17 protein-coding genes and 1 pseudogene are annotated in these 18,339 nt (G+C 40.3%); 6 read left to right on the plus strand and 12 right to left on the minus strand.

Translation table 11 applies throughout. From position 1 onward, the window contains the following. Positions 1–233 precede the first annotated feature (233 nt). Positions 234–425, plus strand: a complete 192-nt coding sequence (locus tag H6G96_RS05850; RefSeq protein WP_190910564.1) for a hypothetical protein — start codon at positions 234–236, stop codon at positions 423–425. Between the two features lie 11 nt (positions 426–436). Here H6G96_RS05850 and H6G96_RS05855 read toward each other — a convergent pair whose 3' ends face one another. From H6G96_RS05855 to sat, 6 genes are all read right to left on the minus strand, one after another. Then, complete coding sequence (locus H6G96_RS05855) at positions 437–1,360, minus strand: ion channel (protein ID WP_190910565.1); 924 nt, start codon at positions 1,358–1,360, stop codon at positions 437–439. A 160-nt stretch (positions 1,361–1,520) separates the two neighbouring features. Beyond that, on the minus strand, positions 1,521–2,414 hold the full coding sequence (locus tag H6G96_RS05860) for a DUF2382 domain-containing protein (protein WP_242063178.1): 894 nt from the start codon (positions 2,412–2,414) through the stop codon (positions 1,521–1,523). Positions 2,415–2,669: 255 nt separating this feature from the next. Then, positions 2,670–3,566 (minus strand): DUF2382 domain-containing protein, encoded by an 897-nt coding sequence (locus H6G96_RS05865; protein WP_190910567.1) that lies wholly within the window; start codon positions 3,564–3,566, stop codon positions 2,670–2,672. A 362-nt stretch (positions 3,567–3,928) separates the two neighbouring features. Beyond that, positions 3,929–4,771 carry a DUF2382 domain-containing protein gene (locus H6G96_RS05870; RefSeq protein WP_190910568.1) on the minus strand — a complete coding sequence of 281 codons (843 nt, stop codon included), beginning with the start codon at positions 4,769–4,771 and terminating at the stop codon, positions 3,929–3,931. Between the two features lie 452 nt (positions 4,772–5,223). Beyond that, a complete protein-coding gene (locus H6G96_RS05875; protein ID WP_190910569.1) occupies positions 5,224–7,317 on the minus strand; it encodes a caspase family protein in 2,094 nt (697 codons plus the stop codon). A 171-nt stretch (positions 7,318–7,488) separates the two neighbouring features. Then, entirely contained in the window at positions 7,489–8,667 is a 1,179-nt protein-coding gene (gene sat / locus H6G96_RS05880; RefSeq protein WP_190910570.1) for a sulfate adenylyltransferase, read from the minus strand. A gap of 193 nt (positions 8,668–8,860) precedes the next feature. Here sat and H6G96_RS05885 point away from each other — a divergent pair, with 193 nt between their 5' ends. The 3 genes from H6G96_RS05885 (at position 8,861) to H6G96_RS05895 (ending at position 10,201) form a co-directional block, all read left to right on the plus strand. After that, the gene (locus tag H6G96_RS05885) at positions 8,861–9,505 is read left to right on the plus strand and encodes a Uma2 family endonuclease (RefSeq protein ID WP_190910571.1); all 645 of its coding nucleotides are present in this window, start codon (positions 8,861–8,863) and stop codon (positions 9,503–9,505) included. Positions 9,506–9,642: 137 nt separating this feature from the next. Then, positions 9,643–9,912, plus strand: coding sequence for a type II toxin-antitoxin system ParD family antitoxin (locus H6G96_RS05890; RefSeq protein ID WP_190910572.1), 270 nt, complete (start codon positions 9,643–9,645; stop codon positions 9,910–9,912). A gap of 28 nt (positions 9,913–9,940) precedes the next feature. Next, the gene (locus tag H6G96_RS05895; RefSeq protein ID WP_242063179.1) at positions 9,941–10,201 is read left to right on the plus strand and encodes a type II toxin-antitoxin system RelE/ParE family toxin; all 261 of its coding nucleotides are present in this window, start codon (positions 9,941–9,943) and stop codon (positions 10,199–10,201) included. Between the two features lie 266 nt (positions 10,202–10,467). Here the strand turns inward: H6G96_RS05895 and mnmA are convergent, their stop codons facing one another. Next, a complete protein-coding gene (gene mnmA, locus H6G96_RS05900) occupies positions 10,468–11,523 on the minus strand; it encodes a tRNA 2-thiouridine(34) synthase MnmA (RefSeq protein WP_190910573.1) in 1,056 nt (351 codons plus the stop codon). Positions 11,524–12,043: 520 nt separating this feature from the next. Between mnmA and H6G96_RS05905 the strand changes: the two genes are divergently transcribed. Beyond that, the gene (locus H6G96_RS05905; RefSeq protein ID WP_242063180.1) at positions 12,044–12,937 is read left to right on the plus strand and encodes a hypothetical protein; all 894 of its coding nucleotides are present in this window, start codon (positions 12,044–12,046) and stop codon (positions 12,935–12,937) included. A 188-nt stretch (positions 12,938–13,125) separates the two neighbouring features. On the opposite strand, the gene H6G96_RS05910 is transcribed toward H6G96_RS05905, so the two are convergent. Next, positions 13,126–13,353, minus strand: coding sequence for a hypothetical protein (locus tag H6G96_RS05910; RefSeq protein ID WP_190910574.1), 228 nt, complete (start codon positions 13,351–13,353; stop codon positions 13,126–13,128). A gap of 112 nt (positions 13,354–13,465) precedes the next feature. Continuing rightward, the gene (locus H6G96_RS05915; RefSeq protein ID WP_190910575.1) at positions 13,466–13,741 is read right to left on the minus strand and encodes a hypothetical protein; all 276 of its coding nucleotides are present in this window, start codon (positions 13,739–13,741) and stop codon (positions 13,466–13,468) included. A gap of 498 nt (positions 13,742–14,239) precedes the next feature. On the opposite strand from H6G96_RS05915, the gene H6G96_RS05920 reads away from it, so the two are divergent. Then, the gene (locus tag H6G96_RS05920) at positions 14,240–16,597 is read left to right on the plus strand and encodes a tetratricopeptide repeat protein (RefSeq protein ID WP_190910576.1); all 2,358 of its coding nucleotides are present in this window, start codon (positions 14,240–14,242) and stop codon (positions 16,595–16,597) included. Between the two features lie 13 nt (positions 16,598–16,610). Here the strand turns inward: H6G96_RS05920 and H6G96_RS05925 are convergent, their stop codons facing one another. From H6G96_RS05925 to H6G96_RS05935, 3 genes and pseudogenes are all read right to left on the minus strand, one after another. Next, positions 16,611–17,051: a hypothetical protein gene (locus H6G96_RS05925; protein WP_190910577.1), complete on the minus strand. Its 441-nt coding sequence runs from the start codon at positions 17,049–17,051 to the stop codon at positions 16,611–16,613. 68 nt (positions 17,052–17,119) lie between these two features. Next, positions 17,120–17,809 (minus strand): hypothetical protein, encoded by a 690-nt coding sequence (locus tag H6G96_RS05930; protein ID WP_190910578.1) that lies wholly within the window; start codon positions 17,807–17,809, stop codon positions 17,120–17,122. Between the two features lie 92 nt (positions 17,810–17,901). Continuing rightward, positions 17,902–18,324 (minus strand): annotated as a pseudogene (locus tag H6G96_RS05935) (Uma2 family endonuclease); the annotation flags it as partial. Positions 18,325–18,339: the final 15 nt, after the last annotated feature.

Consider the following 18,339-nt stretch of genomic DNA (forward strand, 5'->3'; position numbering starts at 1 on the left):
TGTCAGACAAGTTTGAGCAGAGAGGAAAGCGGGGCGGGATCTATAACCGCTTTCCTGTTTACTTGGTTTAGATATATCAAACAGGTTACAAGCACAAGAAAGCAACTACTTACAGCCATAGTTTCGCATATACACTTTAAATCGGCACTGGCATCAAAACACATCAGGAGCAAATTTTTCAGCCAAACAGCATCAGTAGAGCGATAATAGATATAGAGATCAAAATATTTTATATGTCTTTCTCCTCCTGCCCTTGTTGTGTTGTCGTCCTCAACCAACAGCAGCAAAATGTCTCCTACCAAAACCAGTCCCAGGATGTGCCAGTTAACTACAGCAAGAGCATGGTTAAAAGTTGCACTGTAGTTGAGAATGGTCGGGTTGTCGTTAAACCCTTACAACCAGCACTCAATCAGAATTTGGACTAACTTTTAGCCATTTAAAGTATTTCATCTAAAGGTAAAACATCGTGGAAGCGGTTGTAATCAATGTAGCGATGTCCATCGGGTGTGTGGTGGATGATATCAACAAATTGATTGTTCCACAAAATTTCATTAGCAGCATAACTATGACGCGCATGGACGACCTGTGCAACCGTTTCATCAATGCCACTTAAAGAGATGATCAGCATAGTATTTGTCTGCGTTAATGATTCTGCTGTCATCCCATATAAAGGGCTAAACTCATCAATCACATGCATCACTGACCAGCTTAACGTAAAGCTAGGTGTTTGGCTGCTTAAGAGTTTGAGATCGTAGAACCGACGCATGAACTTACCTTCTAGCGTTACTTCGTCGCGCATCAAGTAGACTCGCATCTGCGCTTCCAGAATCATATTGCGACGCTGATTAGCGCTACGAAATATGAGAGTCGGCATCGCATTATGAGGTGTAATTACAGCCACACGACTAAAAAGCACGCGGGCTGTCGGTCGGGAGAATCGAGCAAACGCTAGCCCCGTCATCACAGCAATTCCCATCAAACCGATCATTGCTTCAATCGTGACAACAATGTTGGCGTAAGTTGTTTTAGGATACATTGCCCCATAGCCGATAGATGCTAGGGTTTGCACGCTAAAGAAAAAGACATCTAAAAAAGAGCCAGGTCGGGCGTTGGCAATACAATCTCCTCCTATCCAGTAAGCTAGGGCAAATAGAATATTAATCGTTATATAGAAACTACAAATTAGGCTCAGAAAGCCAGCCCAGGAAATCGTCAGCAGCAGATGGTAGGGATCGCGCCAGTAGGAATGCCATGCACCCATACCTATAATCTCAAACTTTCCATCTCGAACTTGAATCTGAATACGTGGGATCAGGCGGGGTTTTTTCTTCGGTAAAAGTCTCTTCAGTTGAAATTTCATTGCAAGTGGCCAAAAAAACGGCAACTGCTTAGTATTGTAAATTAAGTTGCTTCAGGGACATTCCACTGGCTCTTAACAGAAATTTCAACTTTCTTTTCTTAAATCAACAAAAAAAATTAGGGTGTGCGATGCCCACCCTAACAATCAGCGAGAAACTAACTCATTTTTCAGGATTTGGTTGCTGACCTTTAGAACAGCGATCAAACCATTCCTGATATTTTTTCTGGTGTGACTCATCTTCAACAGCAATGGTCACTCGCACCTGATTGCAGCCGTGATTTTGCTCTAGTGCGATCGCATTTAATAATAAACTAGCTGTTTTAGGTGAGCTAAACTCGCCGCTTACCGTTAAACCACTGTTAAGATGTGTAACTTCAAATCTTTCTGTATCGGTTAATTCGATGCCAGAAATTTCTTCTTCTCCTAAATCAATTTCTGCAAGTTGTTTTTGTTCTGGGCTAATTTGTTCTACGATCAGCTTTTCACGCCGGACAGGAACTTGTATCATCCGGGTTTCGACTTGTTTGCGAACTATCACCTCGCCAATTTTACGCTTACTGCTTTCAACAACTAATCGTTCTTCTAGTAAACGAATAATCTGTTCTTCGGTAGCCTCTTCTAAATTTATTGGCTCAACTGGGTTATTTGTAGTTTGATAATCAACTGGTTGCTCAGTTGAGTTTTCTGATAGTACGCGTTCGCCTGGTGTTTCTGCTTCTAAATATTCAGGCATATATTCAATTTCTGATTTGTTTAAGTCTATGAAGACAGATTTAGTCGGCTTGTCGATTTTTTTGATTTTCTGGCTCTGCAACCGAAAGAAACAAGGATGTTTCCCGGCTAACTGCTGACCATATTCTAGAGTCTCTTGATTCACCTGGTTAGATATAACTAGGTTTAATCGACGATTAGGATCCACAACTAAGTCATGAACTACTCCTACTAGTTGACCTTGCTGATCGAATACAGCAAAACCTTTCACCTTCTTTCTTAAATCTGCTAATGAGGTGCTAGTTTGAGAGTCGGAGTTTGCCTGTCCAATGTTTTTTGTCATCGGTTGGCTATTCATATGCAAATTATGAGTTACTTTTTACTTAACTAAATTAAACGTATTGACCACTTAAATACTAATTAGAAAATGTTTACGACAGATAGTATTTATCTAACCCATATTTACGACAATATCCGCAATCCAAAATCTAAAGTTGCATTATCTATCGTAAGCACAGGCAAAGCTAACTTCACAGCCTCACCTGTACTGTACTAAATTGATTATTAGTCATTAGCTACTAACTAATGACTCTCTTAGTTAGCGTTCTTCAATCGGAAGATTACCAGCATTCACATCTAACTCTTCACGACGTACAGTTTCTTGAGTTTCAACTGTGTCTTGTTCGACCACTTTTCTAACTCTGACTTCTTCACGCAAAAATGCTTCTTTGCGAATTTCAGGAGTTTCTTCGTGGATTTCCACGCGAGCAACTTCGCCTTCACGGAAGTCTGCTTCGCGCCCAGAAACGGCAGTACCTGCGTCTGCTGGAGTTACGCGCTCAATCACAACGCGCTCTCTTTCTATTGGCACTGCAACCCGTGCAGTCTCAGTTTCAACGTGTTTGCCAATCGCTACTTCTCCAGCTTTTTGGCGACGTTTGCCGGCAATTAGCCGTTCTTCATACAATCTCAGAGTTTGATGATCTTGCTCATTTACCCCGTATAAAGAAGGCTCATGTTCGTAATTGTAGGTATCACGATTGTAAGTTGGTGTAGTTGCTGCTGGTTGATAGCTTGTATCTACAGGTATTGTTGCTTCTACAGGTGTTGATGCTTCTAAAGGACGGGTGTAGTCTGTGGGCTGGCGATACACCCCACGCACCCGTTCTTCATAGTCGTAATCAAGCGCTAGGCGCTCATTGAATTCAGGTAAGTCTTCTGCTTGCTCTCTAGTCAAGCCAATTGTGTAAACGCGATCAACGTTATAGTCGATCCTGGCACGACCAATTGGTAGTAATACCTTTTTACCAAAAATCCAGAAACCTAAGTCAACGACTAAATAGCGGAAATGACCTTCTTCATCCACTAAAGCATCGCTAACAGTACCAATCTTTTCATCAGTTCCTTGTGTATAAACGCCAAGGCCATTAATGTCGCGACCTTCAAAGGTTTCACGATAATTAGGCTCAAAATCTTCTAATCTGTAAAGAACCATGATATTTTCCTCAAAAATTTTCTTCCCATCTCCTAATAACTAAGTTAGCCATTTAATGACTTATTTACCTCTTTCTGGCGAATGAACTATTTTAAAAGTTAAATTATCAAAAGTTATAGATATTTTCTTATAGCAGATTTATAGCAGAGCCAAGCATTAAGTAGAGATAGGAAGGAATTGTAATATAAAGTGCAATTTGATGTCTCTATATGTAAATTTTTTTCAATTGGTTAAATCTCCGCCTTCTTAGAGAAACCGGAAATTTTGTTGTTTAATACAAAAATACAGGCATAGATAAAAATTAACTTTGCCTGCATAATTATTTTAGATAAAGATACCAAACAAACTTATTGACCTATTAGTTAAATAGTTTCATGTGTAGTAGTACCATGTTCTTGCACTTGTAAATTACCCTCAGTATCAACATCTAACTCTTCTCGACGAATAGTTTCTTGTGCTTCCACTGTGTCCTGTTCTACTACTTTCTTAACACGGACTTCTTCACGCACAAAGGCTTCTTTACGTATCTCAGGAGTTTCTTCGTAAACTTCTATGCGTGCTACTTCCCCTTCTTGGAACTTAAGCTCATTGGCATCTACAACGTTTCCTGCTTGTGTTGGTACAACTCGCTCAATTAGAACTCGTTCTTTTTGAATAGGTACTGTAACACTTGCAGTTTCTGTTTCAATGTGTTTACCAACCGTTACTTCTCCAGTTTTGATCCGCTGTTTGCTAGCAATTAATCGTTCTTCATACAGTCTAAAAGTCTGATGGTCTTGATCATTCAAGCCGTATAAAGCTGGTTCTGTTTGGTAATTGTATGTATTGCGATCATAAGTCACATCGCTGCTTGGAGAACGAAATCGACTACGTACACTTTCTTCATAATCATTATCAATGAACGCGTCTTCTTTGTACTCAACTAAACCTTCTACTTGCTGCTTAGTTAATCCCTCAACATAGACACGTCTTGCAGCATAATCGATCCGGGAAAGCCCAATTGGTAGTAATATTTTTTTTCCTAGAAAATCTACGCTTGTATCAATAATTAAATAGCGAAAATGGCCGTCGTCATCAACTAAAACATCGGCCACTGAGCCAACTCTGTCTCCTCCCTCAGTATAAAGATCCAGGGATTTAAGGTCGTCTCCGCCAAAAGTTTCTCGATAGTTTGGGTCAAAATGTTCAAGTTTATGAAGAGGCATACGCTGTTTCCAGATTTATAAGCTTTGTTCGCAATTATAAAAAATATTGTGCTAAATCTCCTCCTGCTGGCGACTGAATTAAATTGAGATATTTTATGGTTTATGGTCTTTATGAGTTAAATACTCAAGTTGAACATTCAAGGTAATCAATAGGAGTATAACTAAAGTTATATAAAACTCTAGCTTATGCTTGGAGAAAGAATTTTTTACTGGAGATGATCTCGAAGGTTGGTCAGGGGAGGCGGACTTATAGAGCAGTAAAAAGACAGAGAGATTTCAGGCTGCAAAATCTAACCTGTAAGTGTTTCCTTGAAAGAACTTATTTCTTCCACATTCTTGAATAGTGTTGTTTTAAGAGTAGTGTCTACTTCCAGAAAGTTGATAGTAGAAAGACAAGCTAGATTTGCCCAACTTAAAACTAAAACAGCGATAGTTTAATAGCTCTAGGAGTGTCAAGATACCTGAAAACTAAAGCTAAGACTTGCCCAATTATTTACATCCAAGATATATGAGTCGGCTGCTGTGCCATTCATCTCAGTTTTGAGGGCGTTAGCGTTATGCAAGTCTTGTAGCAAGGCTTGTGCAACGTCCAAGGGATTTAACAATGGATCAATCGACCGTTGTTCGGCTGTGGAATACTTAGCAGTACTTAAGGCGGCCAGAGTTTCGCTAAAGGGGGCAGTACTAAAAATCAGTTGTTGTTCGCACTCAGAAGCTGGCCCTGAAATCACCCATTGGGAAGCAGCATTAGTTTGGGGTAGGGTAAGGGTTTCACCTGGGGCAATAACGACTTCTTTAAGGAGGGGCTTGGTGTCCGCAGTGTTTGCTTCTGTGGGGGTTTCCCAAGGGTAGAAGGCGATCGCTGTATGATTATTGTTTAATCCCAGCAAGATTAAATATACTGGGCGATCGCTCTGGTTTTCCACTCGATATTGCATTCGACTACCGATAGGCACAATCGGAGTAGGGAGTGATTTTTTAATCGAGTTTTCAGTCTTGAAAGTTCGTACTGTTTCGCGCTCGATGACGACGCGAGGTGAGATGCCACTAATTATTTCTAAGGTTGCCTTGAGAGGCAAGCGGGAAGAACCTTCATTTTCTGTAAGCCGCCATAATTTGGCTGCATACAGGATTGATAATTTTGGCGCTAACCTTTGTACTATTAATTTTACTGCTTCTCCTACTTCCCCGGTGGTATTGGGAATTAGCTCGCCACCAAGAGAAAATAGACCATAACTACTGGGAATTTCTTGTAGCTTGGCAAATAGATAATCAGCTGGTTTTTCTCCTGCTATTACGGTAGATATATGGGAAAATCCAGCAAAGGCACTTGTAGCGTCTACCCGCTCAATTCTTTCCAATCCCGTATCCAAAGCGATTGTCAAATTAATATTTCGGGGTAAAACCCGGACTGCTTCTTGGACAAGTTGCCCGATTTGTAGGGGATTTGCACCTTCAATTTTGGAAATTTGCGCTTTTGCTGTTAACCCAGTGCGCGATCGCAATATTAATTGCTCTGTTGTTGGTAGGGTGAATCTAGAATTTACTCCGTAGTATAGCAGCACTTGTGGAGGCAATCCTGCCAACCACAGATGTACTGTTTTACCGTCTTCTTCAATATCACTCACCACACCTTCTGCACCAATGATACTTTCTGGAAGTAGAGTTGTATCTGGATTTTTTTGACTACTTAATAATGCTGGTTGCTGTTTATTTCCCAATTTGTATAGGGAATTTTCCACATGAGACAGGGCGACTTGAATTGTGGTAGCTGGGGTGAACTCCCACAAATACTGCGTCAACGCATAGGTAAATAACCCAGCACTAAAACCAGAAAATAGCCTTTCTCTCGCAGGCTGCTTTGGCTCTGAGGTAGCTGCTAAAACAATTGGAGTGCTGGATAACTTCTGAGTTTTAAGTTGTTTAAGAAAGTCGAGTTCCTCTGCTGCTAGCTTTGCTACTGACTCCTGAAGGGCGCGAATTTTTAATCCTATTACTGCGCTAGGAGCATAATAGCTAGTATCTAATACTGCTGTAACTCGGTTTGTGGGGAGCGATCGCAATAATAGCAGTAGAGTTTCTTCTAATATATAGTTAACTATTTGTGAATTTTGACTCTCATTAAATGTCACCAGAGCGTTTTGCATTTGCTCTGGCGATGTTTCTAATTTGACACGGCTGCCATAACCACTAAAATGGAACACGACCACATCACCAGGTTTAGCTTGCTTACCCAGGTGATCCAAAAAAGCCGCTTCAATGAATCCCCTGCTAGCTTGTTCCTCAGTTAAAGTTAAAATATCTGACCTTTGAAAGCCAAAGCGGTGAATCAAAAGTTCTCTTTGTAGTTCTACATCTGTCAGACAACCACTGAGGGCTGAGATTTTTGGGTATTGGTTAATACCTATCAACAATGCCAATTTCCGCGGGCTGGGTTGTGCCAAAGCTTGATAATAGCGATTTCCCAAAGTCAACCACTCAGCTTCAGTTATCCCCAATACCGCGAGTATTGAGCCAATTCTGTGTAAAAACGTGCGCCGTTTCATAATTAGCTATCAGCCCTCAGCTATCAGTTAGCAGCTTACAGGGCTGAACTCTGTATTGTAAAGTTACAGTCGATACTGTTTGTTGTTCAAAATCTGGAGATAAGGAAGATGAGGTAACAGAGTGAGAAACCATAATTAATGCCCCATGCCCTATACCCCATGCCCAATGCCCTAAACAGATACTTCTATCCGCATTGCCCGCGCCAACTCTGCCGCTACTTCAGGACGAGAAAATTCTGGTGGAGGTAGTTCACCACGTCGCAGCATTTCTCGGACTTTTGTCCCCGATAAATGAATGCGTTCCTCTGGCCTGCTGGGACTGGTTTTAGATGTTGCCATCTGCTTAGTGCGCGTGCAGTAGAAAGCGTGTTCAAATTTCATCGGCACAATACCTAATTCACCTGGGGCAAATTCATCAAAGATGTATTGAGCATCGTAAGTACCGTAATAGTCACCAACGCCAGCGTGATCCCGTCCTACGATAAAGTGAGTACAGCCGTAGTTTTTGCGGACTAAAGCGTGGAATATTGCCTCACGAGGCCCAGCATAGCGCATTGCTGCTGGATTAATTGCCAAAGTTACCCGATCTAAGGGGTAATAGTGTTCTAGCAAAATTTCATAGCAGCGCATCCGCACATCGGCGGCAATATCATCTTCTTTTGTCGCTCCCACTAATGGGTGCAAAAATAGACCATCAACAGTTTCTAAAGCGCACTTTTGAATATATTCATGGGCGCGGTGAATGGGGTTGCGAGTTTGAAAGCCAACGATGGTTTTCCAACCCTTGTCTTTGAATAGTTGCCGTGAGACAGCTGGATCGATTTGATAAGTGGGAAACTGGGGATGAGGTTCGCGCTGCAATAGCCAAATATCACCCGCCAGATGTACAGTACCTTGGTTATAGAGTACTTGTACGCCTGGATGTTTGACATCATCAGTGCGGTAGACATTAATGGCTTCGCGGGTTTTGTCGTAGTGATATTTTTGCGTGAGTTGCAAAACCCCAATAAATTCACCTCTGGAGTTATCCAGACGGATGAAGCCGCCTTCTTTTAAGGGGGAAGCTACTTCTTCGCTTACCGATAGTGTAATCGGTATTGACCACACAAGACCGTTAGCTAGTCGCATTTCTGTAACAGTGCGATCGTAGTCTTCCTGGTTCATAAAACCCGTGAGTGGACTAAAAGCACCGATCGCAATCATTTCTAGATCAGAAACGGCGCGATCGTCAAGTTGCACCTGCGGCAAAAAGTCAGCTTTTGAGAGAAACTCTGCTCTTTGTTCTGGTGTGGCGATACGGTTAACCAATTGTCCACCGTGGGGGGCTATGGCATCTGGATTTTGACTCAATGTAATCCCCTCTCTGCTTTTAATGTTATTGTTTCAGATTATGTACTAACTTATCAAATGCTGGTACGTAGAGAAAAAAAAGAGTTTAGATATGGAGGAAAATTTTTGCAACTAGCGTGTAAGCGATCTGATTAGGTTACGCTAAAGCTAATCTAGCCTCAATCAGAATAGTTCCTTTATAAGGAAAATGCTTATGACTGCTGTATCCCCCATTGTTAAACCTGTTAGTCAAATGCGGCTAACACCTGGTAGTACAGTGAATATCCAGGATATCAGTTGGGAGGAATTTGAGTCTATTTTGCAAGAACTGGGGGAAAAGCGATCGCTACGAGTTGCTTACAGCAAGTCTACGTTAGAAATTATGGTTCCTCTACCCGAACACGAAAAATCAAAGGACTTAATTTCGGATATTGTAAAAAGCTTGCTGAAGATCGCAGGAAAAAGTTATGAACCTTTTGGCTCAACCACCTTCAAGCGGGAAAATATAGCAGGGGTAGAACCAGATGCTTGCTTCTACATTCAGAATTACCAAAGAATGATTGGTCGTCGCAAGCTGGAACCAAACGATCCGCCTCCCGATTTGGCAATTGAAACAGATGTGACATCAAAAACAACTCTTGATGCTTACGAAGCGATCGCTGTTCCAGAACTATGGATTTACGATAGTAAAAAGCTGAGGATTTATTTACTCAAGGATGGACATTACATCGAATCTGAACACAGTTCTAACTTTCCAAATATCCCTCTAACTCAAATTATTGCCGCTACAGTTGAACGAGCTTGGCAAGTAGGAACTGTACAAGCTTTAAAAGAGTTTGAAGGGGCATTAGATAGATAAAAGTAGTTTTTGATAGAGAGTACGTAGCTCCAACCCTTCGCAGCTATAGCTTTTGCTTATTGAGCCTAGTATGGCAATAAATGGCATAAATTGCCATAAAATAATATTATGAAGAAAAAATTAGGAAAGTTGTGCCAGTGAAAAGTATAAATATATCTCTTCCTGATGCGATGCGGACTTATATAGAAGAGAAAGTGGCAACTGGTGGTTACAGCAGTGTCAGTGAATATTTTCGTGAGTTAGTGCGCCAAGACCAAAAGCGTCAAGCGGCTGAACGTTTGGAAGCGATGCTTTTAGAAGGTCTAAATTCTGGGAATGCAACTGAGATGACTCCTGACGATTGGGAAGACATTCGTCAAGCCGTGCGCGAAAGAATCGCCAAGCATAAAGGATCAAACCAAGGTTGATGAGCGAGGTAAGCAAACGACAGATAATTTGGAAGCTTCAGATAGGTTTCTTACAGCAGCAGAAACAACTTTCAAACAACTGGGTAAAATGCCAGGAATGGGAAAATCTTGTCAATTCTCTCATCCCAAATTAGCTGGTATTCGACAGCAAGCAATAAAAGGATTTAAAAAGTATCTTATTTTTTATCTTCCTTCGGATTCAGGTGTAGAGATTCTTAGAGTCATTTATGGCGGACGAGAGATCGGAGCAATCTTGGATGAAGATTTAGGAGAGAATGACTTGGAATAATAATTACGAGTATTTTAAGGTATCACTTCTAGGATAAGCGATCGCAGTTCCAGAACTATGGATTTACGATAGTAAAAAGCTGAGGATTTATTTACTCAAGGTTCATTCCTTTTACAATATACAACTGAACTAAGTGATTGGCTTTTCTTCTGGAATTATTATCCAATTTAAACATAAAAATACCCCTCCAAAACTCAGGGCAGCTTTTGCATATCTGAAGTTAAAAGGAGAGGCAGTTTTGGTTTTTACCAAAATGGTGGTGAGATTCAACTAAACTGCTCAATTATTCCGCCACCTAACACTTTTTCCCCGTCGTACCACACCGCCGCTTGTCCGGGGGTGATGCTGAATTGGGGTTCATCAAACACCAAACGCACACGGGAATTTTCCAACGGAATCACTGTCACTGGTGTAGGCGTTGAACGATAGCGAATTTGCACTTCGGCATGAATTGGGGTAGATGGTTCAGCAATGGAAACCCAATTTACCCGATTTACAGTGCATTCTGGCTGAGTTACCTTAGTGCGATCGCCTACTACTACTTTATTATTTTCCGCATCTAATTCAATCACATACAGAGGTTCAGCAGCAGCAATCCCTAAGCCTTTGCGCTGGCCAATCGTGTAGTGATGGACACCATCATGTTGTCCCAAAACTTTGCCTGATACATCTACAATATCGCCTGTTTTGGGAGCTAAATATTTATCCAAAAATGCCCGCATGGAACCGTTACTTTCGACTAAGCATAAGTCTTGACTTTCTGGCTTGTCAGCAGTTTTCAGTCCGTATTCAGTAGCAATGCGGCGCGTGTCAGTTTTTTCTAGTTCGCCCAGAGGAAATATAGTTGCTGCAAGTAAATCTTGAGACAAATCATAGAGGAAGTATGATTGGTCTTTGTTGCGGTCAACAGCCCTTAATAATTGGTAACGTCCAGTTGCTTCGTCATAGCTAATTCGGGCATAATGACCGGTGGCGATGCGATCGCACCCCAATTGTTCATGGGCATACTGCACCATTGGCCCAAACTTCACCGTTTTATTACACTGAGAGCAAGGCAAAGGCGTGATCCCAGCACTGTAACCAGTCACCAGGTAATCGACAATATGCGTTTGAAAGACATCTCGAATATCCACAACCTCATGGGGAACGCCCAATTGTTCACACAGATCAGCCGCGTCGATCATACCTTCAGAACAACATTGACCTTTGCCTTTCATTAGCCAAAGAGTCAAACCAATCACTTCATAGCCCTGATGGTGCAGGATAGCTGCGGCGGTGGAACTGTCAACGCCACCAGAAAGACCAACGACGACTTTTTTCATACAAAGTACGACACGATAGCTGCGTGGTTGTTCAATTGTAGCACATACTCTTCAAAGCCTTACTACTAAAGCATTTCGGTTTTTGAGTAAGCAAATATAAATTGCTCTTAACTCCGTCATTACTGAGAATAACTGGGTAGGCATTCTCTGGGAAAGGTTGCGCGTCCTTTCGTGTCGGATATTCCAATATTCCAAAAATTTAATAGCTTTTCCTCCGCAGCTTTAAAGAATGGGCGCAGTCGTGCTTATCTTGGTGTCCATTTCCAATGGAATGCAGATACAGCTTATGTGTATGGTACAAAATTGGCAGACTTTGTGTTTGAAAGCTTACTGGTTAATATTTTCCTCGTTCCCATGCTCTGCATGGGAATGCATTTATATAAGAATAGTTGCAGATGTATTTTTTGTCATGTAGATGAGCTAACTTCACGTTAACGCTATATTGTAGTTGCTACAACGGTGAACTAATTAGTTCTTGATGGAAATTGCCTAAAAATACTTTGACTACTTTCTAACTACTATGTCGAGAGGAATACCAAGTCAATTTATCCCAATTGAGATGCTGCGCCGAAGTTCTGAGGGTTGGAAGCCTACTATCAGACTTCTCTCTTTATTGGTGGGAGGATGGTTCGTGCTGATTCCCAACTCTACTCCAGCACAAGCACAAATTTACAATAGCAAGGTGCTATTGGCTCAACAAGCAGGTGAAACTTTACCGCCACTGCCAATAATTCGCTTTGGTCAACAGCCATCACCGCAGTTACAACCAGCTGACGAAAGTCAATTTGAGCAGAATTTTCAGCCCTCTCAACCATTACAAAACAATCAATTTGAGCCGAATTTTCAGCCTTCTCAACCTTCACAGTTTAGTCAATATAACCAAAACTTTGAGCGCTACTTAGTTTACGTAGATGGTAGTGATTTCGAGACGCTACAAGCAATCCGTCAAATTGAACCTACTGCTTACATTCGCCAGTATCAGGGACGGAGTGTAATTCAGTCAGGCGTTTTTAACAGGGTATCTAACGCCCAACAACGGGTAAATGAGTTACAGTCACGAGGAATATATAGCGCCCGGATTATCAGTTTTGCGAACGGACAAGAGATAGATGTAGGTAATAGAGGCTTTGTAGGCGATCGCAATAATATAAGTGCTACTAGGCCTGTTTCGAGGTATTATGTCATCATTCCGACCACTCTAGAACAATTATCTGCGATCGCATCACAAGTTAGGCAGAATCTGGGTCAATTTAGTCAAGATTTAGGACGATCTGGCGCAGTCCTAGAAAGGACGCAACCACGAGGGCCACACGTAGCCATAGGGCCGTTCTCTGATCGATTCCCAGCCCAGGAATGGAATAAATATCTGCGAAATATAGGATACCGGAATGCCAGGGTTTACTACGGTAAGTAAATAAGTTAGAAACCATTTAATTTTAGATTTTGAGTCGCAGCTTTGGTGTGCTTCCAACGCAACTTAAATTTTGGATTGAAGGAAAAATCTCAAATTACAAATTCCTTTCCCAGAGCGATTACATGAAGATAGGGGGTTAATCTAAAACCTAAAATCCAAAATTGAATAACTCCTTACTCCCAAGATTGTTAACGCAGGGATTCAATAATGACTACTGTTGTAATTAAACACAACAAGATGATTCCCAGTGGAAGCAAAAGCTGTTGTAAAAGGTACACCAGTATGGGTATAATGTGTAAAATGCCTAAACCACTGGATAGAACGTAGGCGATCGCAATGCCAAACAGTAGCAGTAAGAAATATTTCAAAGATTTAGAAGCAAAGCGAAATAAAAGCGTATCTTGATTTGTTTCCATAATTTTACTCACGAAAATAACTAGCTTTTAGCAGTGGATATTCTTTTCGATTTCCCATTTACCTTTTAAAAAAGGAGATTATGGGAAATCTCGCCCAGCCTGAAGATTAGTCTTACACGTCGTGAATGTTTGCCTGATTGGGTGAGTTATTCAAAGACTGTTGTTGCCTTTGTAGATGGTTTCGTCTTTCGTAGATAACCAATAGTTGAAACGAAATAAACAAGCTTAACAACAGCAGCAAAAATGAGCCGAAACCAGGGGAATACTTATTTATTTCTCGCTCAATACCACATTTGAGGCAAACATATCTATTGGGATTACGTGTATCTTGGGCAAAGGGGCACTGATTTTGATTGCAATCATGATGACAAGCTTTGTCTAACATCATTGAACCTCCTGTAGGGTAAAGGCTTACATACTTAGCTGTAAATATGCTCTACAGAATCTAGTTAGTTAATACCTACTGCCTGTATTAGTAGACACCACTTTCATGAGTCAAGAAAAGAGGAAAAGGGGTAGGGAACAGGGAAGAGAACCCGATAACTAAATTTAGTTGTTCTGAAACCCTCTCCTTTTTGCAGGGGGAATCCTAAATCCTCCCCCTTGCCTCTTTGGTCATTGATATGGGACAGTAACAAGTAATATCTGTGATTTACTAAGCTTGCAGTAGTAACGCTGGTAAAATCTCTCCTCAACCACCTTTTATTGGCGCTTAACTTAACTTCGCCTGTATTAATTACAAGAATAATACAGTCCAAAATGGTTTGCAGTAGGATAAAGTAAATATACTACCGAGTAGGAAAAAGTATTTTTGTAATATGCAAAGTAGGAAGAAGTAGTAAAAATATAGTTATAATAAATTGCAAATGATACATCAAGCTAGCAAATGGGTGTAGAAGAAGCCTTAGAGTTTGTAGATAACTTGGTTTTTCTTAAGACGGGAGAACACCTAGATAAAACTCAAAGGATTATCTTGCGTCATTTGTGGGAGGATGAAAAGCGGACTTACCAGGATATTGCCAACAGCCGTGGTTATACAGAAGCCCATTTAAAAGCAGTTGGTGCAGAACTTTGGCATTTGCTGTCAAAAGTGCTAGGAGAAAAAGTCTCAAAATCAACCTTCCAAGGAGTGGTTCAGAGGTTTAGAACAACTCAACAATCACAAAAAATCCCAGATATTCCAAATTTAGTGGGGAATGACGCTAAACCTCAAGATTTAGATTCTAACTTTGTGGGGCGCGATCGCCAAATATCCGAACTCCATACCCTTGTTAGTGGAGGAGCAAAAGTTATCCTCATCCAGGGTGAAGGTGGTGTTGGCAAAACAACCTTAGCACGCAAATATTTTAAAAGTCAAAGATTTGATTTTGTTTTGGAACTATGGATGGCCACAGAAATCCAAAACATCACCCCTGTGGAGAGTGTAGTTGAAGAATGGCTGCGGCGATACTTTAACGAAGAACCGGGATGTGACTTTGGTATCAGCTTAGAACGACTCCGGCGCAAACTCCGAGAACCAACTACTAAAATTGGGGTGTTTATCGATAATCTAGAAACTGCTCTCGATCAAAATGGCAAGTTTCTAGAATATCTTCGCCCTTATGTTGAGCTATTGAGAGTATTAGCAGATCCTGATGTGCATTCAGTTACTTTAGTAACAAGTCGTGAGCGTTTGCGAGAGTCTAGCGTAGAGATAAATCTCTACCCACTCGAAGGTTTAGATGATGAAGCATGGCGAGAGTTTTTCCGCAGATGCCATATCAATTGTGATTGTACTATTCTCAGCGAAATGTGCAGAGCTTATGGAGGTAACGCCAAAGCAATGCAAATTCTCCGAGGAGCGATATTGACAGATTTTTCTGGTGACATACACGCCTATTGGCAGGAAAACTGTACATATTTATTAATAGAAAGAGAGTTAAAAGATTTAGTCGCCAGTCAATTTACACGTCTTGAAAAAAATGACTTAGAAGCCTATCGCCTTCTGTGTCGTTTAGGATGCTATCGCTATCAAGATATTCCTTCAGTACCTATTGAGGGAGTTTTATGTTTGCTTTGGGATGTTCCAGAACAACAACGCAGGCGTGTAATTAAAGCTTTGCAAGATTTGTCTTTAATAGAAGCGAAAAAAGGACAATACTGGCTGCATCCGGTAATTCAGGATGAAGCGATTAGTAGATTAAGATTAGTCAGTCAAGAATGGGAATTAGTAAACCGAAAAGCCGCAGAAGGTTGGACGCAACGAGTTACAGTCATCAAGAATATTACAGATGCATTAACCGCTTTAGAAGCTTATTATCACTATGTAGAAATTAGTGATTTTGAGCAAGCTTGTGATGTAATTGTGCAAGGAAGAGGTAAAAAGTGGGGTACAGGTTTACCTTTAGGTTCCTCGTTTTACCAATTGGGACTGCTCCAGAAAAATTTTTCTGTAATTAGCCGGATAATAGACTATATAGAATCACCAGAAAGACTAATTAAACTTTACAATATACTAGGTTATACATATCGAATTATCGGTTGCATTCGAGAAGCTATAGCTTGCTATAAAAAGTCAGAAGAAATATTAGACAATCTAGATGTCAAGGTAATAAAAATTTCTGTAGTTTTCAATACAGGACTTTGCAAGCTTGATTTATTAGAGATGGAAGCAGCCGAAGATTGTTTTAAGTCGGTTTGTAACTTGGCTGAACAAGATAGCAATCTTGACGATTACATGGCATATGCTCAGTGTTGCCTAGCTTTTGTTAAATCATTTTCTAACTTTAGAGAAGATGCTGTTTATATTGCTGAAGATGGCTTCTCTGCCATATCTTCATCCACTAGAGTGACTTTTTGGGGAGTTGTGCATAGCTTAATAACTCTATGTTTAACTTACAAAAACTTAGGTGATATTAAAAAATCTTTTGATTTTTGCCAAAAAGCTATATCTACTTCCGAAGAAAATAACTTTACTCAGCTTAAGGCTAAAGCTATAAGTTGTTTAGCTGGGTTATATAGAGAAGAAGGAGAATTTACTAAGGCGCTTTTTTATCATGCTGAAGCGATAGAAATTCTGTATAAAATAGGTGCTAAATCTAATTTAGCAGAGGCTTACTATCAATTTGCATTGACTCATCAAGAAATGGGTGCTCTTGACAAGAGCAGAGAAAATTTTATACAAGCGATCGCACTTTTTAACGAAATGCAAGCACCCAGACAAGTAGAGAAAGTACAAACAGCAATGGAGCGTTTTGGAAAATAAGTAATTGCAAATTTCACAAAATCTCTGCCAATTTTACCAGCAGAGTACTTGCTAAATCCAATAACCTAAGATCATCTGTATTAATACTATTTTCTTCACCAGCTAACAGATTTCTGACAGCAGATAACCTGTCATTGGTTTCAGGAATTTTCCAAGATTCTTCTAACTTTACTGCAAAATCAAACAGCGATCGCTCTTTTAAATCCTCTCTTACCTTGACAGCTACACTATCATTACTTACCAAAAATTCCTTAATGGCATCTAATTGAGAATTACCTAATATTTCGCCATGTCCCCAGGTTTCTAGCCAGTCTCCCTCCACATCTTCAACGTAAATATTGACAAAATCAACCCCATAAGTTAGCCAGTTCTGCTGCATTTGTCGCGCTGTTGCTAAAGCTTCAGCAAATGTATCTACTTGATTGTTGCAGTGAGTTTCTCTCTTATTAGCCATATAAAGCTGTAATTAGCACGTAAGTATGTAGGCTAGAAACAAATCTGGAATATGAAATTCCTGAAAATTCACGAAAATTTTAAATATTTGCCACCAGAAAGGTAATCACTGTTATACAGGGCCACGTTAACTAACTGGTTGACAAAATTAGTATCTTTGGGATTGTAACTCAAGAACAATCCTCTCTCTATTTCCCATGAGCGTAGTGTATTTTGCCAAGCTTGGTACTTTTGGTGATTAAGTTCTTCAGAAACACTGGTAACTTGAATACAAAGTGGTTGATTGTTACGACTACTAACAATTAGGTCTGTTGCCATCGATAGGTCGGCGATATAACGCTGCCAAAAACTACCTTCTCGATTAACAACATCTTGAGCTATTGACTTAATGATATCATCATCTACCTGATTAAATTCACCTGCCATCAATTTTTGTTTCCAAATATAAAATTTGGAGTCACTTGCATTAATCCATCTAGGAAAGAGATAACCATACCAATATCTTTCAATCGGTGTCATTTGTTCAAATTTTGCTTTTTGTTCTTCTGAAGGTAGGGATTTGACGATCAGCCAAATTGTAGAATCCGTAATCACCTCTAGGAGAAATGCAAGGACAAAAGGTTTTGCAGTCAGAGAACCTGGCTTAATATTTTTTACCCAACGATTGATTTCATCTAATCTTCTCGCTAAATTGGGATCTATCGAGGAGGCTTGCTCGATAAGGGACTTTAGCTTATCCTTAATGTCTTTTGCTTGCAAACGATGCCCTACTTTCAGAAGATAATGCTTTTTTTACACACCAATAACTAAATCTTAACTTGAAAATGGACTTAATTAATTTCCTAATGTAATTAAATGTTCTCTAAGTCGATGCCCTGTTTACGTAAAGCCTCGCGCAGTCGAGTAATTTCTTGCTCTGCCTGTTGGGCGCGTAAACTTTCTTGTTCAGCTATTTGTTCTGATGATAGTATCAATTCATTTCCAGCAGTGAAGAATCTTAATTTACCTTCATAAACCCCCAAATAAAGTTTTAACTGCTGGCTCCACAAATGTCCATAAGTGGTAGGTTGAATTTCTTGATACTTACCATCAACTAAATGAAACCCTTGAAATTCCATTGTTACAGGATGAAAGCAGAAATAATCTGGTGTACGGAAGGTATCTTGATAAACTTGTTTTTTTAAACCTTTATCGACTGCTGCCGTTGAACTTGACAAAATTTCCACAATCAGGTTTAGATATTTGCCGTCTTCTTGCCAAACTAGCCAACTTTTATATTTTATTTAAAT

Origin of the sequence: Nostoc sp. FACHB-892, from assembly GCF_014698795.1 — a bacterium.
In the GTDB taxonomy this organism is placed as follows: Bacteria; Cyanobacteriota; Cyanobacteriia; order Cyanobacteriales; family Nostocaceae; genus Nostoc.